Origin of the sequence: Commensalibacter oyaizuii, assembly GCF_029953265.1 — a bacterium.
GTDB classification, from domain to species: domain Bacteria; phylum Pseudomonadota; class Alphaproteobacteria; order Acetobacterales; family Acetobacteraceae; genus Commensalibacter; species Commensalibacter oyaizuii.
Genome location: NZ_JASBAO010000001.1, coordinates 1,706,626 through 1,732,396, shown reverse-complemented (window position 1 = coordinate 1,732,396; position 25,771 = coordinate 1,706,626). Strand labels below are relative to the sequence as shown.

The window sequence follows — 25,771 nt, the reverse complement described above, 5'->3', positions numbered from 1 at the left end:
TTAAATAAGATACTTATATTAAGAAACCGATAAGATTTTTATTAACACAGTGTAAAACTCATGAGTTCTGCTTTCTCTAAGCATAATATCTTTCAAGAGCTTCTGATTATTCTTTTCAGAGCCTATTTAAAGCTAGCGCTAAAAACAACGCGTTGGCATTTTGATGTTGAAGCAGAAGCACAAACACTTCTAACCTGTCAAAATGGCCAACCTGCTTTAGTAGCTTGTTGGCATGAGTGCCTGGCTCTCAGTCCACGACTGTGGTGGTGGGCCTTACCTCAAAACCCAAATTTACAGCTTTACGTTTTAATCAGTCGTAACAATGATGGACGGTTAATCAGCAAAGTCGTCGATCCGTGGCGTATATGGGCCGTGCAAGGATCATCCAATAAAAATGGTCAAGACAAAGGAGGGGCAAAAGCATTCCGTGAATTATTGGCCCATACCAAAGCAGGCCATCTGGTAGCCATCACCCCAGATGGCCCCAGAGGCCCCAGACATCATCTGCACGAAGGCCTGTTAAAACTAGCTTTACTTTCCAAAACTAAGATTGTTCCCGTGGGGGCGTATTGTCGGTGTCTGCGATTAAAAAGCTGGGATCAATTAATCATCCCCTTACCCTTTGGCAAAGGCAAAATGGTCTGTGGATCACCTATAGCTGTAACCAAAGATAATTATAACCATATTGGGGAAACCATCATCACCGCTCTTCACAATGCCACCAACAAAGCCCAACAATAATGGTATCAAAATCCCCGTCTTCCTTTTTGCTAATAATTTGGGCTGGTGTTGCCACCTTAATATCCCCATTATTAAAGCTCTATTTAAAGCGTCGTTGTTACAAAGGCAAAGAAATTAAGGAACGTCTTGGGGAACGTATGGGATATGCAACTTTGGCGCGTCCAGATGGTGAAATCATTCATTTTCATGCCGCCAGTGTGGGTGAAGTCATTTCTATCTTCCCAATCATTCATGCTATTTATACATGCAAATCTGATCACTATTTTTTAATCACAACGGGAACAGTTACGTCTTATCACATTGTTCAACAACAGTTCAAAAACCATCCAACTTTGTCCAAGCGTATTCTTCATCAATTTGTGCCTTTAGATATACCCAAATGGATTAAACGTTTCGTGCAATATTGGCACCCTTCAATCAGTATCATTGTGGAAAGTGAATTATGGCCCAATCTTATTACTCAACTTCATCATCATACTCCTGTTGTGTTAATCAATGCACGCCTATCGGATAAATCTTTTTCCACGTGGTGCCGTTTTCCTAAAACAGCACAAGCCTTATTAACACAATTCACGTGGATTGCTGCACGCTCTGCACACGATCAACATAATTTACAAAAACTGGGGATAAAGGCTGATTTTTGGGGGGATTTAAAACAAATCGCACCAAAATTACCCTATGATTCAGATGAACTACAAAAATTAAAACTTAGCATAAATGCCCATCCTGTATGGCTTGCTGCCTCCACTCATACCACTGAAGAATTATTTATTGCTAAAGTTCATCAGCAACTAAAACAACAATGGCCAGATCTGATTACCATCATTGTTCCTCGCCATCCAGAACGCAGAAATGAAATCGTCACCACATTAGGTGCTGTTCCTCAACGTAGTTTAAACCAACCACTAATGGCTGGATCATTATATCTATGGGATACATTGGGTGAATTGGGGTTACTATATCGACTGTGTGACATCGTCTTTATTGGCAACAGTATTAATACCACCCCCAAAGGTGGCGGGCACAACCCCTTCGAACCCGCCCGCCTTCATTGTGCAATGGCAACGGGCACAAAAATCCATAACTTTAAACAAGCATACGACTTATTTGGAAACAGCATTGCCCATATTACCACCGTCGATCATTTAACTGCTTGGGTTGGGGATATGATCATGCATCCAGAAAAAAGGAGTGACCGTGCTAATCAAGCTTTGCAAATCATCACCCAACAAAGCAAACTTGCTGCAGATATTGCAGACAATCTTTTAATCCTGAAAATGACAAAACCATGAAAGCCCCCGCATTTTGGCAAATTTATCCGCCAACATTCATGGCAAAATTACTGCATCCTTTATCTTACATCACCCATAACATAACGCGATATAGATTATCGAAACCTCGCTGGAAAGCTTCCGTTCCTGTAATTTGCTGTGGTAATTTAAGTGTTGGGGGAACGGGTAAGACAACCCTAGCCCTTGATTTAGGACAATATTATCAGCAACAGGGGATAAAAATTGCTTTCTTAACCCGAGGCTATAAACGGAAAAAAACCTGTTCCAATCCGATCCTAGTCGACCCCAATTACCATACTGTTCATGATGTGGGCGACGAAGCATTATTACTGGCACAAATTGCCCCCACATGGGTTGCCAGCAACCGCGCTTTGTCCGCACAAACAGCAATTAAACACGGGGCACAGATGTTAATTATGGATGATGGATTTCAAAATCCCAGCCTATATCAAGATCTGCCTTTACTCATTATTGATGGCGGGGCGGGTCTAGGTAATCATATGGCCATGCCGGCAGGTCCCTTGCGTGAAGCTTTGCAAGATGGCCTATTGCGTGCAAAAGCATGCATTTTGATCGGAGACGATCAATATCAAATTCGTTCAATATTGCCGCAGTCTCTACCCGTTTTTCAGGCATATTTAGAAATGAATCCTGAAATTCATACGCTAGCAGGACAACAAGTCATCGCATTTGCTGGAATAGGCAGACCTGATAAATTCTTTCAAAGTTTACAAGACAATAAACTCAGGCTCTTTAAAACATTTTCTTTCCCTGACCATTATCACTACCAAGACAAAGATATTTATATTCTAAACAATCTTCGTAACCGTTACAACGATATCTCTATCGTCACCACGCCAAAAGATTACGTAAAATTACCTAAAACACTACAAAGCAATGTCATTCCTTTGGGAGTACATCTACGGTGGGAGGATCCAATGGCACTTCAGCGATTGCAGGCTCTTTTAAACACCACACTTGTCCAGGACGCAGGGGGATAAACTGATCAACTGCCAGCAAATGATTTCTGAGTACCCCATATAATGTATGCACAGGTTCATAGGCCTCCTCACTGCTTAACTGAAACGTTCCCCAATGAATACCAAGAGCTTGCTTTGCACCACAATCTAAAAAAATATCTACAGCTTCTTTTGGATCATTATGATGATTTTTTAACAAAGAGCGAGGGGCATAGGCCCCTATATTAATAACAGCCACATCCAGATTCGGAAATTGCGTTTTCAATTGTTTAAAAATTGCCCCATCTCCATAACTAGTATCCCCTGTGAAATAAACAGTGTATTTATCAGACGCAACCACAAATCCACCCCACAAAGCATGGTTACGATCGCAAATTCCCCGAGCTGACCAATGATAAGATGGCCATAAAGTAATCTTTAAGCCTTCTTTTAGGACATATTTATCAAACCAATCCATCGCATGGATCATCATTTTTGATGAAATATGGCGCTTTAGAATATTGTCGTTACCAAGGGGTGTAAAAAATATAGGTTTGTGACGAACGTAAAGACGGCGTAACGTGCGTATGTCCATATGATCATAATGGTTATGTGTAATTAACACCGCATCAATATGAGGCAAGTGAAACAAAGGCACCCCTGGCGGATTTACCCTTTTTTTACCAATAAAAGGCAATGGCCCAACCCGTGGTGACCAAACGGGATCAACCAAAATATTATAGCCCTGTATTTGCAATAAAACGCTGGCATGACCGATCATAATCACTTTTAACCCTGCCTCTGTTTTATTGGGATGGGATTGCACAACGTGGGGTGTAAGACCTGACCATGTGTTGGTAATCATATGAAAGTACCATTTAATCCCGTCCCATGCATTAAGATAACGCTGTTTGGGCATTCGAATTAAATTGGTAAAAACTTTACCATCGAAATGATCGGTTATTGGCCCTTGATAATATTTTTGCTTCACATAACCCTCTCTTAAACTGCTTGCACTATTCCTGTAAAACCACATAGAATAATGCATTCATCACTTTTCATAACTGTTCATTATGCCAATTTTTAATCTTAAAAAAGCATCGCAATCTTTTCATCACTTTTTACAATATAATGAATATATATTGGCAAAAGGATGTCTTTCTTTATTACGCTGCCTGTCCCCTGAACAATCTTCGAATCTAGGGGGTATTCTATGTAAAATTATTGGCACAAAACTGCCCGTTTCCCGTATCGCAGATAGAAATTTACAATTAGCAATTCCTGAACTTACTAAAGCACAGCGTCAACATATCATCAGCAAGGTATGGGAAAATCTGGGCAGAACTGTGGGGGAATTTCCACATCTTGCAACCCTAACCCTAAATCCCCCAAAAGGTCCAGGATGGGAAGTAGTAGGTAGTGAATATTTAATTGAGCAGTCAAAAAAATCGGGACCTGTTTTATTTGTATCAGGACATATAGGTAATTGGGAAATGTTACCCCCTGCGGTTGCAAAATTTGGTGTGCCTTTTTCCTCTTTTTTCAGGGCTGCCAGCAATCCTTATGTTAATGACTTGATTTTACAATTACGTTACGAAACAATGGGATATGAAGTCCCTATGTTCCCCAAAGGGGCAAAAGGGGCAAGGCAAGCCTTAAAACATTTACTATCGGGACAACGTCTAGGAGTATTAAGCGACCAAAAAATGAATGATGGTATTAAAGTTCAATTTTTTGGTAAGCCTGCTATGACTGCCTCTGCTGTGGCCAGCCTTGCCTTAAAATTGCAATGCCCTATTATTCCTGGTTATGTAAAACGTATTGGTCCAGCCCGATTACGTATGATTGTCGAGCCACCAATTGATTATTCAGAATTTAGCCAAAATACCCCAGAAAATATTCAAAAACTAACTCAAATTATTAATGATATTTTGGAAAAATGGATCAGACAACAACCTGAACAATGGCTATGGCTTCATAAACGTTGGCCAAAAGAATTATATAGCTAAAAATAATCTTTACCAACCTATCATAATCAAAAAGTCAATTTTAATAAAATTGACTTTTTGATTTCATGACCCATTGATATAAAAATTAACTGTTTGTTTTAGTTCCTGTAGACATAACCGTTGATGGTGTCGTTATCATTTTACCGCCACCAGTGGGTTGAATTTGGAAAATTTGAAGATCACGTTGAACATGGCCATCAGGTTTAAGAACAAATAATCCGTCAACCCCATCAAAACCATCTGCACGCGTTAAATTAGAAGAAGTATATCCTCCAACCTTACTTAGCGAGTTCGCTAATGCAGCTGTGTCATAGGTTAAATCAGCCAAAGGTTTAGGGGCTTGACCATATTTTGCCGTGTATTGTCTGACAAATCCCTGACGTTTAGTAGGATTAGGTGCTGCGTACCAAGCGCCCTGCAATTTTCCCAATTTTGATGCAAAAGCACCCCATAATCCTGGTCCCATAATTTGTACTTGTGGTGATGCAATTTGTGTTTCCCCCAAAGCATTAATCACCGATTGTAATTGCAATCCTGTATCCGCTAGAACCAAAGCATCAAATGGGGGCGCCCCTAATACTAGTTTTTGAGAAGATTTCTTTGCAGTATTTCCAGAAGGTGCTAGTTCATCTAATAAATTATCATCATTAGTATTTTCTTGAGCTGTAGTCGCTGTATTATCTGCTTTACTAATAGCCTCAGGATTATTTTTTGCATCTTGTAAACGTGCGTCATAATTTGATAATGCTTTTAATTTTTGAACAATATCATTAGAATCAGCACTGTGATAAACGATTGTTGGCTGCATCAATCCCAAATCTGCGCAGGCTTTGGTCAACCCCCCTGCCATTGCACGTCCCATAGGGTTATCAGGCAATAATGCTGCAAATTTGGTTTTCCCTTGATTTTTAGCTGCACGCACCATTGTCAAAACCTGTTGTTCTGGGGTAATCCCAAAAGCCCAGACATTTGGACCAGATGCAGCAACATCACTGGTATACGCTATAACAGGAATATTAGAGGATGTCGTTACCGAGGCAACCTCTGACGTTTGCCGTGCTGTTAATGGTCCTAAAATAATCCCATCTTTAGCAGCAACTGCTCTACGTGCAGCTTCTGCTGCACCACCGACTTGTTCTGTATCGTATATATTTAAAGGAGGGGCCGAAGGATCGCTCAGTGCTAATTGCGCAGCTTTAAGCATATTATTGCCTAAATTTCCATTTCTGCCGCTAAGAGGTAATAATAATCCAACCTGTTTATTTGGATTGGTTTGTGTTGTATCAGATACTAAAAGACCGTGATTTTCACTACCAGAATTACAAGCTGCTAGTAAAAGAACAGGAACACAAACACCGACTTTTAATAAATTCGCCATTATAGTACTATGGCATGAAATCATTTGCTTTACAGGATTTGGCTTTTTCATCACCTTACTTAACTCCTTTGATACACCTAACATATAAATTAATCTATTAATGTCATGAAACTAAAAAAACCCATATATTCAAATACGTCGTTAACCAAGTCAAATCAATCTAATTCTACAGCTTCTGGCCCAGATTTTGGATCCTTGGTTTTAATTGCCACACCAATTGGAAATCTAAATGATTTTAGCCTGCGCGCAAAACAGGCCATTCAAGAGGCTGATATTTTATTATGCGAAGATACACGAGTTACAGCAAAATTACTGGCCGCATATGGCCTGTCTGTAAAGATGGAAAGTTTACACGAACATAATGAAACCCAACGCACAGAACAAATTATATCTTGGTTAAATCAAGGGAAAAAGATCGCTTTGGTTTCAGATGCGGGGACACCGTTGCTTTCTGATCCAGGATATCGATTAAGCAAGGCGGTTATTGATGCCGATATTCCAATTTCTGCCATCCCTGGCCCCAATGCAGCCTTAATGGCGTTAACCTTGTCTGGATTACCCCCCCACCCTTATATGTTTGTTGGGTTCCCCCCCCCTAAATCCACAGCACGGCAAAGCAGCTTTGCCATTTTAAAAGCTGCCGAACGTGCGGGATTACAATCCACGCTGATATGGCATGAAGCCCCGCACCGATTGGTAGATATGCTACAAGATCTTGCCTTAATTTTTGGTCAAGATCGCCCTGCTGCAGTTGCTAGGGAATTAACCAAAAAATTTGAAGAGATACAACGCAATACCCTGCAAGGTCTGATAGAGCATTTTACCAGTATCCCCCCCCGTGGTGAAATTACCGTTTTAATTGGCCCCAAACCCCAAAAAGAAACCCTTTCTGACGATGATTTGGACCAACATCTTTTGGAAGCCTTAAAAACCATGTCTGTTAAGGACGCAGCTGCCACGATTTCCACAGCCGTTCATCTGCCAAAAAAAATTATTTATCAACGGGCTTTGGAATTAAGCAAAATAAGATAGTATTGATATAATTGACTTTTTTAACAAAGGATAAATGCTATGCTGCACAAAATTCCAAAAATAAATAAACCTTTGCTCTATGTTGGTCTGGCATCTATTTTATGTCTATTTGTCAGTGCGTGCAGCAAAAAATATGCCATTCCCGTTGTCGATAAAATCGAAACAAAAGATATCTTAGGGACCTGGTACGAAATCACAAGAAAGCCAGCTTTCTTTCAAAAAAATTGTGCTCAAGATACCAGTGCACATTATTCCTTGGACAAAAATCAAGCAATTATTGTCGAAAATACGTGCTACAGCAAGGAAGGAAAACGTAGACAAGTCACAGGAATAGCCGTTGTTCAAAATCCACCTTTTAATACAAAATTAAAAGTAAGCTTTTTGCCCAAAATTATTCGCTGGTTACCCATTGGGAAAGGCGATTATTGGATTTTAAAAACAGATCCCAATCACCAAATCATGCTGATTGGGGAACCAAGGAAAAAATATTTATGGCTGCTATCCAGATCCCCACAATTAAATCAAAATGTTATCGATGAATATATTACTCATGCCAAAAATATCGGATATAATATAAATGACTTAATCTATACTAAACAAACCCAATAAAACTAATATTTATACATTTAAAAGTGGCCGTTCGTAATTAAACGGCCAAATCGTATCAAACATCGAAGCATATTATCTTTTAATCGCCAAAATCCATTTTGAATAATTTGTTTGAAACAGAAACTCCAAGTTTTAAATCATACAAATCTACCTGTGTACTTTGTCCTTGGGCATCTATCACACGCCAAGCCCGTAACATCATTGGATTTTCATTAAAAAATAACGTTAAACTTCCATCCGAAGGGGATGCTGTCCGTACAACGGTAATCTGAAATAAACCATTATTAATGGGCATATAATTTGTAATGGTTACATCCCCCGTAAAACTTAACTCTGGTTTCAAAAGTAAACCGAGGGGACTTTGATCCAATGGAATTGTCGTTGTTTGATCAACCTCTCCATCATGAAAAACCATTTTCCCATCATTGGCAACCAATAATAACTGGCTAGGTTTGTTGTATTCAAACCGAATACGACCTGGACGTTTAATCCACACCGTACCTGTACTTCGCTTACCATCGGGGGCAATTTGCTGAAATTTTGCCTTTAATGTTGTTAATCCATTAATCCAACGTTGTGCCTGATCAACATTGGCCTGTTCTTGGGTGGATAATCGCACTCCAGAAGAGTTGGCAGAAGATACAACAATATCTTGGGCCAATGCTGTGTGTACGGAACCTGCATTTAAACATAATATTCCCACCAGGACGACACAGCCAGAAACAAGACGCATATAATTCATTCACAGGTTCCTTTCTCTATAAAGACATCCCTTTATAAAGAAATTTACAATTAAAGGCTAGCCTCTACAATACGCCGACTGACCTCAGGTGTAATATTTTTTCTTTCTCCTAAAGCCGTTAAATTATGCCTTTGTAATTGTTCAACGACTTTGTCGACTGCACTATCATCAACACCATAATCACGTAAATGCGTTTTAATCCCTAAACTTTCAAAGAAAGCGCGTGTTTTTGCAATCGCTTCGTCAATAATTTTTTCTTCGTCCTGATGCTCAATCCCCCAAACTCTGCGCCCGTATTGCAATAATTTACTGCGTTTATCATTACGCATTTCATTTAATAAAGAAGGCAGGATTATAGCCAGGGTTTGACCGTGATCGATCCCATATAAGATTGTCAGTTCATGACCAATCATGTGTGTAGCCCAATCACTTGGAACCCCTGTTGAAATCAATCCATTCAACGCCATTGTTGCAGCCCATATGAAATTGGCACGTGCCTCGTAATCCTCTGGGTTTTCTAACGTTTTGGGGCCTTCTTCAATCAACGTTAACAATAACCCTTCAGCAAAACGATCCTGAACACAAGCATTAACAGAGTAGGTAATATATTGTTCCACTGTGTGAATGAATGCGTCAACAATCCCATTGGCAACCTGACGTTTTGGTAAACTATATGTTTTCGTTGGGTCCCAAATCGAAAATAACGGGAATAGCAAAGAACTATGGATTGGTAATTTATCAAATGTTGATTTACGTGAAATCACCCCCCCTGAATTCATTTCTGAACCCGTTGCAGGCAATGTTGGAACAAATCCAAAAGGGATCACTTGGGTTATTTTTTCCCCACCACTGAGGACAATATCCCATGTATCCCCTTGGTATTTAACAGCCCCTGCAATAAATTTACAGGCATCCATAACAGAGCCACCGCCAACCCCCAGTACAAAGTCAAAATTTTCTTTGCGGATTTTTTCAACAGCCAACATAGCAGTTTCAAAGGTTGGATTGGGTTCAATCCCTTCGAAAACAGCAAAAGAACGCTTGCCTAATGCCTGTTCTACCTCATCCAATGTTCCGTTTTTACGGACGCTGCCCCCACCAATAACGATCAATATTTTGGACGCTTCTGGGATTAGTTTATCCAATTGTTGTATTGTTTGTTTTCCAAAAACAATGCGGGTTGGATTACAAAACTCAAAATTTTGAAGTGCCATAACTGATCCTTAATATAAATATAAAATGATGTTTCTTAAAACAATTATACATATTATAGCGATATAATCAAAAAAAAGTGATGAATAATATTCATTATATTTATTAACTTAATTAAAAAAAATCATTTAAATGGTGCACAGCTACCTCCATACACCGTTTCAACAAAGGATCGTAAACCCATTAACCGATCATCCCCAAGAGATACTTCTTCTAATAACTTTGTTACATATTTGGGGCCATGCCCACCTATGCCTCGGCAAAAATTCTCGATTTCACCAACAGGAATCAAATAAATACCAATCTGTTCTAACTTGTTGTTAAGAGCTTCATAATCTTTCCAGGATTGACCTTTTGAAATTCCAGTCGACCCATGTTTTTTTATTTCATGCCAAGGATTATCAATTTTCATCGCTTTTTTAATCTCGGACACTGGTATTTCTGGCGACTGTGCGCTACATGCTGTTTGACATAACGATATGATTTCTTTCAAAATGACATTATTATCTTTATTTTTGTTCTCGTTTTTTATAGCCTTATCAAGACGTATCCATAGATCTTTAAAATCATCCCAATCCCCACCAAAGGCCTGAATTGTTTTTTTTAATAATCCTTCATCATTTAAAAAATCTAAATCAAAAACAGCTTTGATTGGCACACCGATTTGACGCAATACCCCAGCAATCTTTGGAATAGCATGTTTACCCCCTGTGGGAACATAAAACGTATCTTCATATCTTTCTTCTGACCCTTTGGCCAAAAAATCAGCCACAGCATTAATTAATCTGCAATCACTATCATCTTCACAAATAATTGTTTGTTCATGAAAAATACTGTCCAACGCATTGGAATAACGCAACTCTGGCTTTTGCCAAAGTTCCCTTACTATGTCTGGTGAAACATCATGAATTAAGATGGTATTATTGTTTCTTTGGATACGAAGAATACGTAACTTTCCACTGGTTTCTTGCAAAAATCCCCGCATAATATCACTGCTGTGCGTTGCAACAACCAATTGCTGTTGTACCTCTGCGGCCAAAGTTTCCCCTAAACGCCGCATTTGTGGGGGATGTAAAAAAGCCTCTGGTTCATCAATTAAAGTAATATCTGTTTCGGCCGTGATGGCCTCAAACAAGATCCCTGCATAACTGCGCATTCCGTCGCCTTGCTGATCTAGTAAAGGGTTCTTACGCACTAAATCAATATACTCATCACTAACTCTATCGGGAATTGACGGAACATCCCCTACATGGAATGGGATGACCGAACCACCTCGAAAATCAATCATCAGATCTTTACCAAACGCCTGCTTAAATAAAGTGCTAATTCTGCACATTAATTGATCATTGTCATAAAGAATATGCTGTGAATATAGCTTTTGCTCGGATGGGGCAACGGTTTTTTTCTGATCGCAAATATCCAACCTGCCCTTTGTAAAGATCTTTTGAATAAATATATCAGCTATGCCCATTAAATATTGTTTATCCCAATTGGGAATATAGCTGGCATAAATATGATACATTTTGTATTCATAACGATCATACTGCATATTCATTATAGCATTTCGATTAAGAAAATCCGTTAAATCTTGCTGTGTGCCCTGCTTACACAGCTCAATATCACCAATGACTTTGAACGAAAATTTGTCTTTTTCATTACAAGCTGCATAGATCTCTTTTAATAGCTGTGACTTACCACTGTTATTGGGTCCCGCAATAATAATTTTGTCACTTTTTTCAAAAGCTATTTCTTTTCCATTCAAAAATTTTATTTTTTGAATGAATACACTTGGCCTTGCAACTTCCTCGGACATTTTCGTAGATCCTTTTATAATGTTATTTTGCAAAATAACATTATAAAAAAATAAAATCTATTTTAATGAATAAGTTATAATTCGATACGTTAAATTTTAGCTTCTTCTAAAATCTGTTTTACGTCGCCCTGCCAAACCGTTTCATAACGGTTTAACCAGTATTCAGCTTGGTTGGGTGCACCATCAGCGATTTCTTGTAATGGGGTCAGATAAATACTTTCATCATGACCTTGGGCGTTTGAAATATTTCGTTTTTTTAATCCATCTGCTGCCAAAGCGATAACACGACCTGCCAACTGGCGTAAATTTTCGTTACCAATTTTGGTCGATAATCCCTGCTTAATCACCTGGGATCGTAAATCAATATACGTTTGCCAAGGCAATTCTTTCACCAACGCATCTGCCGCTATCAAGGTTGCATCATCGTATAGTAGCCCCGTCCATAATGCAGACATCGCCATCATCATTTCAGGCGATCCAGCATCCGCACCACGCATTTCCAAATATTGTTTTAAACGCACATCTGGAAAGGCAACAGTAATATGATTTTTAAAGTCGCCCATAGTAGGTTGTTGATTTTCCAATCCCTTGGGTGCATTCCCTCGCAGCCATGCCCGAAAAGAGGCCCCCGCCACATCAATCATTTTTCCATCACGGATAATAAAATACATGGGAACATCCAATAACCATTCGACATAGGTTTCAAAACCAAAAGAAGGTTCGAAAAAGGATAAAGGCATTCCCGCGCGATCATTGTCCGTGTCCGTCCAAATACGTGCCCGTGTTGAATAATATCCGCTGGGCTTCCCCTCGTAGAAAGGAGAGTTAGCAAATAAGGCCGTTGCCAAAGGTTGCAAAGCCAATGAAACCCGCATTTTACGGGCCATATCCTGTTCAGAAGCAAAATCCAAATTTACCTGTACTGTGCAGGTTCTGGTCATCATATCTAAACCAAGTGTGCCAACTTTTGGCATATAGGCTTTCATAATATCGTATCGCTTTTTGGGCATCCACAACATATCATTGCGCGTTGCAAAGGGATGAAATCCCAACAAAGCAAAACCAATATTAAAGGGATCAGCAGCCTTGTGCACATCTTTGAAATGCAATTCCATTTCCGCCTTGGTCATATGCAAATCTTGAACGGGTGCGCCTGACAATTCAAACTGTCCCGCAGGTTCAAGCGAAATTGCACCCCGATCTGTATCAAATCCAATTAAATGATCACCATCATACACCCCGTCCCAGTTCGGGTTATGATGTTGCATATTCAACAAAATTTCTTCGATCCCATTTGGGCGATATCCAGGGGGCAATAAATAGCGATCATTATCTTTATTTTGAATAAATCCAAATTTCTCGTGCTCGGTGCCAATACGCCATTGTGAAACGGGCTTGCATCCTTGGGCCAGATGTTCGGCAAGCTGAGATACAGAGGTAATAGGAGTTTGGTCTTGATCTAAAATACTGGACATTTAAAAATCTATTTATACTTTGGTCAATAAGAAAACTAAGAAAAGAGGACGATATCAAGCTTTTACATATTGGGAAAAGCGTGCAAGCCCTGCGACGACCGCAGTTTCCGCTTTTAATATTAAATTTCCCAAGGATAAAGGTTGCACAAAATCGTAAAGAAGTAAATTTTTTATTTCAATTTTATCAAACCCGCCTTCTGGACCAATTAAAATTCCATCATCCCCTCTAAAGCGATGGTCTTTAGCCAAAGGGATTTGTTTTTCGTAACATCGTTCAACAGCCACCCATAACGTTTTATCTTTGGGCCATTTTTCACAAAAATCAAACAAAGATAGAATGGGTTTAATCTTTGGAATAGTTAACCGATTGCTTTGCTCGGCGGCTTCGACAACAATGGATTGAAGCCGTTCTTCTTTAATACGATGTGTATTTGTATAGGCAGTTTTTACAGGCTGGATCGTATGCACCCCAAGCTCTGTTGCCATACGCACCGCCAAATCCGTTGCATCGCGCTTTAAAGGCGCAAAAACCAAGGTTGGGCCAAAGGGAACAATTGGTAAACGCAACTGATGTTGGGCACAAAGACTGCCTTTTCCCTTGCCGATCTTTTCAATCACGCATTGCCATTCACCATCGCGCTCGTTAAACAAAACAACTGGGTCTTTAGCAGTTAATCGCAAGACATTACCTAGATAATGAGCAATATCCTCAGATACCTGATAAATTTTTTGCTCCTGAATCCCTTCACACTGATCTGGGTTCAGATAAATACGTGGCACAAAAGACATTTTGGCAATCCATTACGTCATCACAAAAACAATTAAAAAGCTTTTACTTAGCCCAACAATTCTGTATTAATACATTAAAGTAAAGCATTTTATTTTACATTCCAACATAATATAGTATTATTTTAGGTCTTGTTGTGAATCAATTCTCCCCACACTCTGATATAAATTTGTCCAGCTGGATCCGCTACCTGCCCGCATCTTTGCAACCTTATGCCCTGTTATGTCGCATTGACCGCCCTATTGGCACGTGGTTATTATTTATTCCTGGCATTTGGGGGATATTGCTTCCCCATCATACCCCTATCCTTATTCGAATTAAACTGATTATTTTATTTGGTATTGGCAGTATCGTTATGCGCAGTGCTGGGTGCGTTATAAACGATATTTGGGATCGTGATTTTGATCGACAAGTTGCCCGTACTCAACATCGCCCCTTAGCCAGTGGTGCGATTTCATTAAAACAAGCTATCTTCTTCTTATTCATCTTATTAATGATTGGATTGGGAATTCTTATACAACTGAACCCATTATCGTGGGTTTTAGGGGCATCTTCTTTAATCTTGGTAGCCCTGTATCCTGGTGCAAAGCGTGTTACTTGGTTTCCCCAGTTAGTATTAGGATTTACCTTTGGATTTGGTGCCCCCCTTGGTTATGCAGCGGCGGCAGGGCATTTATCATGGTCACAGGCGGCACTCTATGCTGCAACCATTTTTTGGCAAATTGGCTTTGATACTATATATGGATATCAGGATATTGAGGACGATCAACGGGTGGGTGTCAAATCAACCGCAAGATGGGCGGGGGATAAAGGAAAATTATTTGTTTCGATTAATTACGGATTGTGCATTCTCTTTTTGGTTATAGCGTCAATTGTTAATCACAATCATTGGATATGCATAATAGCGTTGGGATTACCAACCATACATTTTATTTGGCAAATGGCCAAATTTGATTTACATAATCCTAAAATCTGCCTAACTTTATTTAAATCGAACAGAGATGCAGGGTTATTAATTGCATTGGCACTTCTTATAGGTAATATCATTTCATGAATAATTTTTCAGCTTTTGAAAATGTCATTACACGATTTACTGCTTTAACCAAAACTGATTTTGTTCCCGAAATACAACTTTATCAAGCCAATGAAATAACCCCCATTTGGCAAGCAACCGAATCATGGTTAACCCACCAAAATATCGATCCCCCTTTTTGGGCGTTTGCATGGCCTGGGGGGAAGGCATTGGCACGATATATTCTGGATAACCCGAAATTTGTTAGAGATAAAAAAATCCTCGATTTTGCAGCAGGATGTGGTATTGCTGCTATTGCTGCAGCTAAATGTCGAGCTGGTTACGTCGAAGTTGCCGATATTGATCCATTGGCGCAAAATGCTTGTGCTTTAAATGCCAAGGCCAATCACATCATTTTGGACAAAAACTCAAATGACGTAGTTGGACAACCTTGCGAGTGGGATATTGTTTTTTGTGGCGATGTATGCTACGAAGCCCCTATGACCCAGCATATCTGGCCATGGTTAAAAACATGCGCACAAAAGGGAGCAACGGTTATCATTGCCGATCCTGGGCGCAGTTATTTGCCTAAAAAAGAGCTTACCCCTATCTGCACTTACGACATCCCAACAACAACAGAGTTGGAAGACTGCACAATACGGTCAACCGTTTTATATCAATTAAAAATGTAAATCCGAAATACTCATATCCGCGCGGTGCCACCAACAGTCTTTATCCTTTCGATTCTTGGGAATAAAATCAGATGGATTACCCGTAAATCGCACTGTATTGGTTGGAGTTTCTGCGATCTCGATTTGGTCGCAATAAAGACCCGATCGTTCAATCGATAAAAAGCTATTTAATTTTGCCATAAATAAACACGCTGTTAATTCCGTTGTAGGATCACCAGGGGTTAATAATAAACGGGACAAACGTTGAGGTTCATGCTGCTTAAACCATTCCACCAATGGATCATTTTCAGACAACTGAAATGCATGATCAACCGATCCATCAATGAAACGATGCCAGGTAGATTTCGCTTTTTCAAACGGAGTAAGCACATTCATTTTCCCGTCCAAAGATCCAGGGTCTAAAGCTTTTAAATAAACAGTGACTTCTTCATTATGACCATGAGGGGTGGCACAGATTTCACTTGATCCGTGGATTAACCGATGCGCCATGGAAAAACGACGGGTAAAAACCAATTCGAACACTTATTTCCCCTTTTGTTGTAGATATGTTTCCCATCCCGATTGCCGCAATTTACAAGCAGGACAATGACCACACCCATATCCCCATGCATGATATTGGGATCTATCCCCCAAATAACAACTATGTGTTTCTTTATTGATCAAATCAATTAATGCCTGCCCCCCCAGATCTTGGGCCATGCGCCATTCATCAGCCTTGTCCATCCACATTAATGGGGTATGCAAAACGAAACGGTTGTCCATTCCTAAATTAATTGCAACCTGTAATGCCTTAATCGTATCATCCCGACAATCAGGATACCCAGAATAATCTGTTTCACACATTCCACCGATAATATGGCGCAAATGTCTACGATCGGCAATAATGGAACCATAAGTTAAAAATAATAAATTACGTCCAGGAACAAAGGTTGAGGGCAATCCTTGTTTATCCCATTTAATTTCTGTTTCACGGGTTAAAGCTGTTTCTGAAATCGCCCCCAAATCAGACAAATTCAAAATATGATCTTTACCCAAACGTGCCTGCCATTTTGGGTCAATACGGGTTATTTTTTCGCGAATAATGCCACGACATTCCATCTCTACACTGTGGCGTTGACCATAATGAAACCCCAATGTTTCGACACGTTCAAAATGATGTAATGCCCACGCCAAACAAGTCGTTGAATCTTGCCCCCCTGAAAATAAAACCAAGGCACCCTTTGAAAAGTCTGTTTGATCTGTCGACATTTATGGAATCCCAATTAATTTATGCGTTTGAAGAGATAAATGCCATTTTGGATTTTTTTGACAATATTCAATCGCTTTTTGTAGATGTTCATGCTTATTTTTATCATCTTTAGGCTGTAATCGGAAAACCGCGAAATCCAACCCAACAAAATCTTGTGGATCGAGGCCATCTTGGGGATAAACTAATTTTAATTCTTTCCCTGATCGTTGTAACAGGGTCGATCCCGCCTTTGGACTGACACAAATCCAATCTATCCCTTGGGGTGCAACCAATGTTCCGTTTGTCTCTACAGCAATAAAAAACCCTTTTTTCTTCAAAAGATCAATCAATTCACCATCTAGTTGCAACAAAGGCTCCCCGCCTGTAAATACAACAAACCGACAACTGGGATCAATATCTCCCCAACATTGCTCAATAGCATCAGCCAACTGATCGGCCTCTGTAAAACGACCACCGCCAATGCCGTCCACACCTACGAAATCAGTATCACAAAACTGACAAATCGCCTTTGTCCTGTCTGCTTCTTGACCTGACCACAAATTACACCCTGCAAAACGACAAAATACCGCCGTGCGGCCGATTTGACCACCTTCGCCTTGAAGGGTTAGAAAGATTTCTTTTACTGCATAACTCATAGGATATGATTTCCAAGAAAATACTAAAAAAGACAAGCCTTATTTTAAAAATTATCGATAGATTAGACAATCTACAGTATATTCTTTGTAAAATCGTTAGTTTTATCTGTCGTCCTGGTAACGAAAATCATAGATTAAATCTAGTAATGGACTATTAAACTGACTGGCTGGCGTTATGGTAACACGTTGCCAAGGAATAAATCCTAAAAACCACAAGCGCCAAAAACCCAACTTATAGTCTGGATTTTTACGAAGTAATGTTTTAAAATTTTCAACTTCGCCCACCTCAATACCCTCTGTTGCCTCCTTAATCACTTCATAAACAAATCTGGAACAAAATTGACGGCGAGAATAAAGGTTAAAACCTGTATCATAGCAGATTCCCATTCACTTTTTAGTTTCTTGCACAATTCTTTTTTGTTGCAATGGACTAAGAGAACATTTCAATCGAGCAATGACAAAAGACTGGTCCTGAGAACGCGCAATAAATTTAGACAAGGGCGTAATACACGAAAACGGAATAGTACTTTCAGCTACCCAATATTCGTCATCCTTAAAGCCCACGATAATTCCAACATGATTTGTCCACGAGCAAGTAGCCACCGCGACGTTGGTAAAAACGATATTAGCAATACGGGTAAAAACAATATCCCCAATTTGCAAATCAGTAGGATAATGAACACAAGGCATTATAAACGGTTTTTGCAATATCATGAAAGAACTATTCCTATCATTATTTAAACCATGACCATATTTGTTTTTATTATAAAATATAAAGTCATGGTTACGACACTTTAATTTCCTAACAAGATTGTTCAACATACCGTTAGAAAACAAAAAATGTCAAAAATACTTCTTACCTTATCAATTATAGGTAAAATGATCTTATTTACCTTATCACAGACTCAACCTAGACGGTTTTTATTTACAAACGTTGAGTAACCTATACAATATTCATAGCTCCCTACTGTAAACTAGCAGATGAATCACTGTTATTGATATTGGACTCCCGTAAATATAGTAAGTAGACAACCTCTTATTTAGGAAATAATCATGAAGATTTGTGTATTAGGTGGCACGGGTTTTATTGGTTCCCATATTGTCAGCACATGTATAGCCAACGGTCATAACGTTACTATTGGCTGTCGAGACACACATCGAGCCCAACAAATTTTTCCTAATACTCGTGTTGTTCGCATTCTTGCCGATGATCCCGATCCAACAGCTATGGCTGATGCTTTGCACGATTGCGATGCTGTCATTAACACTATTGGTGTTATCGGTAAACCTGGCACCCCAATTGCTCATCATGCCCACATTCAATTAATTCACACTTTGGTCCAAGCGTGTCAGCAAACCAATAAACGTATCGTTCATATTTCAGCATTATCGTTAGAAGAAAATATCGATAACGAGTACTGTTCGACAAAGATGGATGGCGAAAATATTCTACGTCATTCAAATCTTGAAACCATCATTTTACGAGCCTCTTTTATCTACTCCTCTGGCAGTTACGGTGGCAGCAGTGCCCTGCGCGGCCTATGTGCAATGCCTTTTGCCGTAATTTTACCCAATGGTGGACAACAGAAATTCCAACCTATATGGGCATATGATTTGGCTGAAATTGCACTTAAAGCTTGTAATTACACCATAGCTAATGGCGAACGTTCTCAAACTGTAACTATTGGGGGGCCGGAAACGCTCAGCTTTGCAGAGATTGTTCAAAAAACCCGCCTGTGGATGGGGATGAAAGCAGCAAAAATATTCTCTATCCCTCTGCCCATTATAAAAATAATGGGGAAAATTGGGGACCATTTTCCTTTATGGGGATTTTCAACTGGAGTTGTGAACCAAATGACCACTGACTTTGTGACATCAACCCCCAACAGCCTTGGGATAAAAATGAAATCTATGGATGAAGCTCTGCAAACTCACCCTGCTTTTGTCCAAGATCGTTGGCATGCAAAACTATTTTTGCTGCGTCCCTTTTTGGCATTGATCCTTGCTGCCATATGGTTGGGTTCTGCTATTTCTGGATTTCTTGCCAAGGCTGACGGAATTACCCATATTTTACCCTCCTATCTTACCGCATCGTCATTAATGTCTTTTCTAATCCCTGTGGGATCACTCGTTGACTTTTGTTTTGCTGTTATGATCTTGTTTGGCAAATGGTCGAAAAATTTGTGGTTTGCACAAATTGCGGTCGTCCTTGTTTATACGCTTGGCCTGACCATATTCGCTCCATCCTTATGGCTGGATCTTTATGGCGCGTTATTAAAAAATTTATCTGTTATTACTTTGGTCATTATCTTATTTTGTATTACGGATGATCGATAATGTGGGGCATATTGACCTTAAAAACATTACATGTTTTATGTGCCATCATGGTAACGGGTATGGGATTTGGTATTTTTGTACATACTTGTTTACTCCTTAATCGTCCTATAAAACAAGAAAGCCTATACTTACAAGTTGTCTCTTTACTTTCTGGGTTTATACTATTTGTACCTGCTATAATAAGCCTGCTCATTTCAGGTTTTTTCCTGGCTAGTTTTGAAAAAATCAACCTTACCGAGCCTTGGATAGTTTCTGCATCTTTATACGGGGGGTTGGGAGGGACGATATTCCTTTGTGTTGCTTATTTCTGCCTTGCAATGCCTTTTCAGCATCACTTAATTTGGCTAAAGATTGGGCGTTTGTGCAGTTTTATCGGATGGGGGGGATTTATGGTGGCTTTGCTAAATATGATATTAAAACGCTCGTGGATATAGATTAATGAGCTGGTTTAATATCCTGCTTTGTTTTCATATCTTTAGTGCCACGATTTTATTTGCATCAGGAATCATTACCGCCATTGTCATGGTCGAAGCATTTATTCGTCGTCATCCCCATGATATGGCACATAGTGCGCAAAGGGTGGTAAAGGCAGATTGGTATATGACTCTTCCCTGTAGTATTATTCAATCAATCACAGGAATATGGCTGGTTCATCTAATGGGTATTCCTTTCTCGACCTGTTGGGTATTATGGGCAATTATTTTATATAGTATATCCATGATATTATGGGTTATTGTCGTTCAGCTACAAATTCATATTGCCAGTTTAACGCAACGCTGTTGGAATAATAAAACCCCTTTATCCCCCGTTGTTTGGAAATATTTTTGGTGGTGGGTTGCCCTAGGATGGCCAACTTTACTTTGTTTTATGGCTATTTTTTGGTTAATGGTTGCAAGACCTGTATCCTTATAAAACGAATACAGATCTGCGTTCATGTTGTGCTTTATTTATAACGACTATTGTTATTGCGGCATCACTGCCCCTCTTACACCGACATCCATGCGATAAACATTATGATGCGAAGTAATAAATAGAACAGGTTTTTGTGTTTTAGGATTTATCCCAAAACTCATATTACTAACAGTTTGTGGGAAAATTACTTTACCCAATAATTTACCTTCAGCGTTAAAAATTTGCAGCCCTGTTTTACTGCTAGACCAGATATTTCCTTTTTCATCAACCTTGATACCATCGGGAATTCCAGGATCAACCTTTGTTAAAATACGACCGTTTGTTAAGGTTTTGTCTGAATTAACATCGTAAACATCAATCTGATGATTGGTATGAACACCTGTTAATGCAGGATCAATCATACTATAGGCAAGATCAGTATCAGTAATATATAACTTCTTTTCATCAGGACTGAACGCCAATCCATTGGGGGCCTTGACCAACGATGTATCTAGACGAAAAATTTTGTTGGTTGTTGGGCTATATCGATATACATGATTACCCCCCTGAACAGAATTTCCGCCATAACCTTCTGCGGGTTGAATAATCCCAAAGTTGGGATCTGTAAACCAAATATCGCCACTTTTATCGACAATAATATCATTAGGACTATTTAATTTTTGTTCATTATATAGATCCACCAATACATGCCATGATCCATCCGAACTTTGTCGTTCAATGGCACGCTTACCGTGAGAGGCTGCAACAAGCTGACCATCTTTACCCAAGGCATGACCATTTTGATGTTGAGAGGGCTTTAATAAAACCTGCTCACCTTTCTCTTCGTCCCAGTGTAAAACCTTATTCCCTTTAATATCACTCCAAATTACCCCACCGTCAGGCATGGCCTGGGGCCCTTCTGTCCAAATGTTATCTTGACTGATTAATTGTAATTGCGGATGTTCGCCAACCAAATTTACGAAACTTGGATCTGCTGCAATAATTTGGGCAGGTTTGCTCTCAATAATTGGCTTAGCATCTGTCTTGTTTATTGAAAATGCCAATACGCCAAAACCTATGATAAAACTGTAGGTGCAACACTGTAATTTATTTTTCATCTTTATAAATCCTAGATTAACCAACGTGGTTAACGAAAACACAAATATTCAGGATTGGCCGTAATAGGCATCTGCACCATGTTTGCGTAAATAATGCTTGTCGAGTAATTTTTTTTGCATTGGCGATAAATGGGTAACCAATCCATAAGAACAATACGCCATATATGCGCACTCCTCTAACACCACAGCATTATGCACCGCGTCTTTGGCATTTTTCCCCCATGTAAATGGACCGTGTGAATGAACTAAAACCGCAGGAACTTGCATGGGATCAATATTTCTTTGTCTAAAAGTTTCAATGATCACATTGCCTGTTTCATATTCATATTCTTGGGCAATCTCTTGATCCGTCATTAATCGTGTACAAGGAATATTACCATAGAAATAATCCGCATGTGTCGTGCCAAAAGCTTGTAAATCCAACCCAGCCTGTGACCAGATCGTGGCGTGACGTGAATGGGTATGCACCACCCCACCAATTTCTTTGAAATGACGGTATAATGCCAAATGTGTTGGGGTATCAGACGATGGCTTTTTGTCACCCTCGACAACTTGACCCGTATTAATATCAACGACAACCATATCGTTAATGGCCATTAAATCATATTCAACCCCCGAAGGCTTGATCACCATCAATCCCTTATCGCGATCAATCCCACTAACATTTCCCCACGTGAAGGTAACTAATTGATGTTTTGGCAACGCTAAATTAGCCAAAAAAACATCTTCTTTTAATTGTTCTAGCATGGCAGGCCTCCTTCTTTCATCTTGGCTTCGATCCAACGGCGTGCTTCTATAATTTCAGTAATGGGTTCAGCAGATTTTTCAGTCCACATTTCAATTAAAAATGTACCACGATAATTTAGACGATTAAGCGTTTGAAACGCTTTAGCAAAATCGACGCATCCTTGACCAAATGGCACATCTCTAAACTGCCCTTTGCTGGTTTTTGTAACAGGATAAGTATCTTTTAAATGAATGGCTGAAATACGATTTATACCCAATGCTAATTCAGCATCAACATCGTTTCCCCAGGCCGTTAAATTGCCCAAATCGGGATAAACTGTAAACCAAGAAGACGCGATTTCTTGATCCCATTTTTTCCATTTGGTAATGGAGTTGATAAAATCCGTGTCCATAATTTCAACAGATAGCGTAACCTGTGCCCCTGCTGCTTGTTGCACAGCCCATTTTAGCCCCTCGGCAAAACGTTCCTCTGTGCCTTGGTCATGATCTTCGTAATACACATCATATCCAGCCAACTGTATTGTGCGAATACCAACATCCCTAGCAAGGTGAATGGCTTTGCTCATAATATCTCGGGCTTGGTTACGAACAGCGACGTCCCGACTGCCAAATGGAAAACGACGATGGGCTGATAAACACATAGACGGAATAGCAATCCCATAATTCAGCATTGTTTCGACCAAAGATAAACGCTGTTGTTTATCCCAGTCCAATCGACTTAATCGTTCGTCGGTTTCATCAATTGAAATCTCGACAAAATCAAAACCACAACTTTTTGCTAATGCTAATCGTTCTGGCCATGTTAACTGTTTAGGTAACGCTTTTTCATAAATACCCAAAGGATGTAAACGCATTATACATTCCCCCATATTGTTTGAATGTGATGGTGAAAAGCATTAGCTACATCATGGGGATTTTTGGCATTTGACAAGGCACGACCTGCAATAAAAGCTTTTACCGATATATCTTTAAACAAATGCAAATCATCGGGGGTAATACCCCCAGTAATAGATAATTGCAAACCAAGATCAGATAATTTTTTCATCTTATCCAAATCTTCTTTTCCCCATTGCTGACCACTGGCTTGGGCATCACGACCGCGATGGTAAATTGCCTGACCAATGCCTGACTTCACCCATGCCCTAGCATCATCGAAAGACCAATGACCAAACAGTTCTATTTGAATTTCGGCATGATGATGTTGATATTCCTGCGCTACGCGATGAGCGGTTTGAATAGTAGCCAAAGGGGCTGCACAAATTACTGTCATCCAATTTGCCCCACTTTTAAAAGCTTGATGTGCCAAAATTTCTGCTGCGTCTGCAACTTTCCAATCTGCCACCACAATTTTGGTGGGGCATTGTTGACGCAATTCACGAACGGCATGGATCCCTTCTGCCAAACATAAAATTGTTCCTGCTTCAACAATATCAACATGATCTTTTAAGATCGTCACATCTCGTTGTGCCAAGGTCAGATCGGTATGATCTAAAGCCAACTGTAACAAAGGTTTACTCATCATCGTTTTTCCTGATTTATACGTGTGTGATAGAACTGCAAAGCCTCAATAAGATATTGATAATGCCTGTATTTCTTCTGATATGCGGTATAAGCACTGCGATCAGGCTCCAATACATTAATAGGGTATGTTAATTGTGCTTGGGCCTCTTGAATTGTTGCCCATATTCCTGTTCCAACTTGCGCCACCAAAGCCGCACCAAGACAGGCCGTTTCCTCGACCTTGGGCATTTCAAGGGTTAATCCGCTGACATCGGCCAAAATTTGCATCCATATTTTAGAGTGTGCAGGGCCACCTGTTACCCGCAATTTTTTTACCCCCGTAAACCGCTCTAAAATACGGGTAATATGAGTCATATGACTAAATACGACCCCCTCATAAACCGCTTGTAACATATGGGCTTTGGTATGAATGGATTGCAATCCATAAAATCCACCCGTCATATCCAACCCTGCGTTACTGCCATATAAAAAAGGTAAGAAAATCACATCGCTGGACACTTTAGGCAAAGCTTCTATTGCCTGATTAATTTCATCAAATCCCATCTTGCCAAACTGAGCAGTCACCCACTCTAAGTTTGCCGATGACGTTGGGCTTGCCTCATGAACAATATATTGTCCATCTTGCACATAGCACCCATAAACATACGGATGGGCCTCATGATCTTTGATTTGATTAGCCAACCCCGTTGTTACCGCCCATGTTCCCATAACGGCATTTATCGTATGTTCATCACGTAAACCCGCACAAATAGCTGTCGAAACAACGTCAAATACTCCACCAACAACGGGTGTTCCCTCTGCAAGTCCAGTTAATTTTGCAACTGCGTTGGTAATGGTTCCACAAATTTCGGTCGATCCCACTACTGGGGGTAAAGCGTGCTCGATCTCTGCAACACCCAATAATTTCATCAGTTGCGGATCATAATGTTCTGCGACGATGTTATATAAATTCGATTCAGAAATATTACTTTTCTCGCAACCTTTTTGCTCTGTTAAACGCCAGCGTAAATAATCATGTGCCATCATGACGCATCCAATGTCATCATAACGTCGACGATCATTTTTCTTTAACCATCGTAAAATAGATGCTGGATGTCCTGTCCATACCGTTTGACGTGTTATAGGATAAATCTTCTCTGGAATTTTTTCTTCTTGCCAACGCTTTACAATTGTTAATGCACGGCGATCTGAGGATAAAATTGCATTGCCTAAAGGTTGATCTTGTTTATCTAATAAAAATAAACCTTTCCCCTGTGCGGAAATACCAATACCTTGAATTTGAGTTGAACGAATACGGGTATTTTTTAACAACGCTTTGATTGTTTGCACACAAGAACACCATAAATCGTTCATGTCGCGTTCAGCATATCCTGGGCTTGTACTAAGCGTTTGCAAAGCATGACGTTCAATATGATATTCTTGACCTGTATCATCATATAATCCTGCTTTTAAATATGTGCCGCCGCAATCAATAGCCAACCAAAATTTTTGCATTTTAAAACCTAAAATTATTATTTTAT

26 protein-coding genes and 1 pseudogene are annotated in these 25,771 nt (G+C 39.7%); 11 read left to right on the top strand and 16 right to left on the bottom strand.

The annotated features are described in order from the left end of the window. Positions 1–60: 60 nt before the first annotated feature. From QJV27_RS07770 to lpxK, 3 genes are read left to right on the top strand one after another with little or no spacing between them, the layout of a single operon-like run. Positions 61–741, top strand: a complete 681-nt coding sequence (locus QJV27_RS07770; RefSeq protein WP_281448362.1) for a lysophospholipid acyltransferase family protein — start codon at positions 61–63, stop codon at positions 739–741. Next, positions 741–2,033 (top strand): 3-deoxy-D-manno-octulosonic acid transferase, encoded by a 1,293-nt coding sequence (locus QJV27_RS07765; protein ID WP_281448361.1) that lies wholly within the window; start codon positions 741–743, stop codon positions 2,031–2,033. The genes QJV27_RS07770 and QJV27_RS07765 overlap by 1 nt, the downstream gene beginning before the upstream one ends. After that, a complete protein-coding gene (gene lpxK / locus QJV27_RS07760) occupies positions 2,030–3,034 on the top strand; it encodes a tetraacyldisaccharide 4'-kinase (protein WP_281448360.1) in 1,005 nt (334 codons plus the stop codon). Before QJV27_RS07765 ends, lpxK begins: the two co-directional genes overlap by 4 nt. Here the strand turns inward: lpxK and QJV27_RS07755 are convergent. After that, on the bottom strand, positions 2,934–3,983 hold the full coding sequence (locus QJV27_RS07755; RefSeq protein ID WP_281448359.1) for an MBL fold metallo-hydrolase: 1,050 nt from the start codon (positions 3,981–3,983) through the stop codon (positions 2,934–2,936). The genes lpxK and QJV27_RS07755 overlap by 101 nt on opposite strands. 82 nt (positions 3,984–4,065) lie before the next feature. On the opposite strand from QJV27_RS07755, the gene QJV27_RS07750 reads away from it, so the two are divergent. Further along, positions 4,066–5,001, top strand: coding sequence for a lysophospholipid acyltransferase family protein (locus QJV27_RS07750; protein ID WP_281448358.1), 936 nt, complete (start codon positions 4,066–4,068; stop codon positions 4,999–5,001). An 85-nt stretch (positions 5,002–5,086) separates the two neighbouring features. On the opposite strand, the gene QJV27_RS07745 is transcribed toward QJV27_RS07750, so the two are convergent. Beyond that, the gene (locus QJV27_RS07745) at positions 5,087–6,430 is read right to left on the bottom strand and encodes a penicillin-binding protein activator (RefSeq protein WP_281448357.1); all 1,344 of its coding nucleotides are present in this window, start codon (positions 6,428–6,430) and stop codon (positions 5,087–5,089) included. 54 nt (positions 6,431–6,484) lie between these two features. On the opposite strand from QJV27_RS07745, the gene rsmI reads away from it, so the two are divergent. Further along, the gene (gene rsmI / locus QJV27_RS07740) at positions 6,485–7,411 is read left to right on the top strand and encodes a 16S rRNA (cytidine(1402)-2'-O)-methyltransferase (RefSeq protein ID WP_281448356.1); all 927 of its coding nucleotides are present in this window, start codon (positions 6,485–6,487) and stop codon (positions 7,409–7,411) included. 39 nt (positions 7,412–7,450) lie between these two features. Next, a complete protein-coding gene (locus QJV27_RS07735) occupies positions 7,451–8,020 on the top strand; it encodes a lipocalin family protein (protein WP_281448355.1) in 570 nt (189 codons plus the stop codon). Positions 8,021–8,099: 79 nt separating this feature from the next. On the opposite strand, the gene QJV27_RS07730 is transcribed toward QJV27_RS07735, so the two are convergent. From QJV27_RS07730 to QJV27_RS07710, 5 genes are all read right to left on the bottom strand, one after another. Further along, positions 8,100–8,762, bottom strand: coding sequence for a LolA family protein (locus QJV27_RS07730; protein ID WP_281448354.1), 663 nt, complete (start codon positions 8,760–8,762; stop codon positions 8,100–8,102). A gap of 50 nt (positions 8,763–8,812) precedes the next feature. Next, positions 8,813–9,976, bottom strand: a complete 1,164-nt coding sequence (locus QJV27_RS07725; RefSeq protein ID WP_281448353.1) for an iron-containing alcohol dehydrogenase — start codon at positions 9,974–9,976, stop codon at positions 8,813–8,815. A gap of 122 nt (positions 9,977–10,098) precedes the next feature. Then, positions 10,099–11,787, bottom strand: a complete 1,689-nt coding sequence (locus tag QJV27_RS07720) for an ATP-dependent nuclease (RefSeq protein WP_281448352.1) — start codon at positions 11,785–11,787, stop codon at positions 10,099–10,101. 89 nt (positions 11,788–11,876) lie between these two features. Further along, the gene (locus tag QJV27_RS07715) at positions 11,877–13,262 is read right to left on the bottom strand and encodes a glutamate--cysteine ligase (protein ID WP_281448351.1); all 1,386 of its coding nucleotides are present in this window, start codon (positions 13,260–13,262) and stop codon (positions 11,877–11,879) included. A 54-nt stretch (positions 13,263–13,316) separates the two neighbouring features. Next, positions 13,317–14,051 (bottom strand): 16S rRNA (uracil(1498)-N(3))-methyltransferase, encoded by a 735-nt coding sequence (locus tag QJV27_RS07710; protein WP_281448350.1) that lies wholly within the window; start codon positions 14,049–14,051, stop codon positions 13,317–13,319. A 134-nt stretch (positions 14,052–14,185) separates the two neighbouring features. On the opposite strand from QJV27_RS07710, the gene ubiA reads away from it, so the two are divergent. Both ubiA and QJV27_RS07700 read left to right on the top strand, forming a co-directional pair. Next, positions 14,186–15,103 (top strand): 4-hydroxybenzoate octaprenyltransferase, encoded by a 918-nt coding sequence (gene ubiA, locus QJV27_RS07705; RefSeq protein ID WP_281448349.1) that lies wholly within the window; start codon positions 14,186–14,188, stop codon positions 15,101–15,103. Further along, complete coding sequence (locus QJV27_RS07700; protein WP_281448348.1) at positions 15,100–15,753, top strand: class I SAM-dependent methyltransferase; 654 nt, start codon at positions 15,100–15,102, stop codon at positions 15,751–15,753. Before ubiA ends, QJV27_RS07700 begins: the two co-directional genes overlap by 4 nt. On the opposite strand, the gene QJV27_RS07695 is transcribed toward QJV27_RS07700, so the two are convergent. The 4 genes and pseudogenes from QJV27_RS07695 to QJV27_RS07680 all read right to left on the bottom strand — a co-directional run bounded on the left by QJV27_RS07695 (position 15,742) and on the right by QJV27_RS07680 (position 18,327). Then, a complete protein-coding gene (locus QJV27_RS07695) occupies positions 15,742–16,275 on the bottom strand; it encodes a 6-pyruvoyl trahydropterin synthase family protein (RefSeq protein ID WP_281448347.1) in 534 nt (177 codons plus the stop codon). The genes QJV27_RS07700 and QJV27_RS07695 overlap by 12 nt on opposite strands. After that, positions 16,276–17,001, bottom strand: a complete 726-nt coding sequence (gene queC / locus QJV27_RS07690) for a 7-cyano-7-deazaguanine synthase QueC (RefSeq protein WP_281448346.1) — start codon at positions 16,999–17,001, stop codon at positions 16,276–16,278. After that, complete coding sequence (gene queE / locus QJV27_RS07685) at positions 17,002–17,637, bottom strand: 7-carboxy-7-deazaguanine synthase (RefSeq protein ID WP_281448345.1); 636 nt, start codon at positions 17,635–17,637, stop codon at positions 17,002–17,004. A 102-nt stretch (positions 17,638–17,739) separates the two neighbouring features. Further along, positions 17,740–18,327 (bottom strand): annotated as a pseudogene (locus QJV27_RS07680) (YebB family permuted papain-like enzyme). Between the two features lie 363 nt (positions 18,328–18,690). Here QJV27_RS07680 and QJV27_RS07675 point away from each other — a divergent pair. The 3 genes from QJV27_RS07675 to QJV27_RS07665 are packed head-to-tail and all read left to right on the top strand — an operon-like array spanning position 18,691 to position 20,886. After that, positions 18,691–19,974, top strand: a complete 1,284-nt coding sequence (locus QJV27_RS07675; RefSeq protein ID WP_281448344.1) for an SDR family oxidoreductase — start codon at positions 18,691–18,693, stop codon at positions 19,972–19,974. After that, positions 19,974–20,408, top strand: coding sequence for a DUF2269 family protein (locus QJV27_RS07670; protein ID WP_281448343.1), 435 nt, complete (start codon positions 19,974–19,976; stop codon positions 20,406–20,408). The genes QJV27_RS07675 and QJV27_RS07670 overlap by 1 nt, the downstream gene beginning before the upstream one ends. 4 nt (positions 20,409–20,412) lie before the next feature. Beyond that, complete coding sequence (locus tag QJV27_RS07665) at positions 20,413–20,886, top strand: DUF2269 domain-containing protein (protein WP_281448342.1); 474 nt, start codon at positions 20,413–20,415, stop codon at positions 20,884–20,886. 50 nt (positions 20,887–20,936) lie between these two features. On the opposite strand, the gene QJV27_RS07660 is transcribed toward QJV27_RS07665, so the two are convergent. From QJV27_RS07660 to QJV27_RS07640, 5 genes are read right to left on the bottom strand one after another with little or no spacing between them, the layout of a single operon-like run. Further along, entirely contained in the window at positions 20,937–21,983 is a 1,047-nt protein-coding gene (locus QJV27_RS07660) for an SMP-30/gluconolactonase/LRE family protein (protein WP_281448341.1), read from the bottom strand. Between the two features lie 48 nt (positions 21,984–22,031). Continuing rightward, positions 22,032–22,730 (bottom strand): L-ribulose-5-phosphate 4-epimerase, encoded by a 699-nt coding sequence (araD, locus tag QJV27_RS07655; protein ID WP_281448340.1) that lies wholly within the window; start codon positions 22,728–22,730, stop codon positions 22,032–22,034. Further along, complete coding sequence (locus tag QJV27_RS07650; protein ID WP_281448339.1) at positions 22,724–23,584, bottom strand: L-ribulose-5-phosphate 3-epimerase; 861 nt, start codon at positions 23,582–23,584, stop codon at positions 22,724–22,726. The genes araD and QJV27_RS07650 overlap by 7 nt, the downstream gene beginning before the upstream one ends. Continuing rightward, a complete protein-coding gene (gene ulaD, locus QJV27_RS07645) occupies positions 23,584–24,252 on the bottom strand; it encodes a 3-keto-L-gulonate-6-phosphate decarboxylase UlaD (protein WP_281448338.1) in 669 nt (222 codons plus the stop codon). Before ulaD ends, QJV27_RS07650 begins: the two co-directional genes overlap by 1 nt. Continuing rightward, positions 24,249–25,745, bottom strand: coding sequence for an FGGY-family carbohydrate kinase (locus QJV27_RS07640; protein WP_281448337.1), 1,497 nt, complete (start codon positions 25,743–25,745; stop codon positions 24,249–24,251). Before QJV27_RS07640 ends, ulaD begins: the two co-directional genes overlap by 4 nt. Positions 25,746–25,771: the final 26 nt, after the last annotated feature.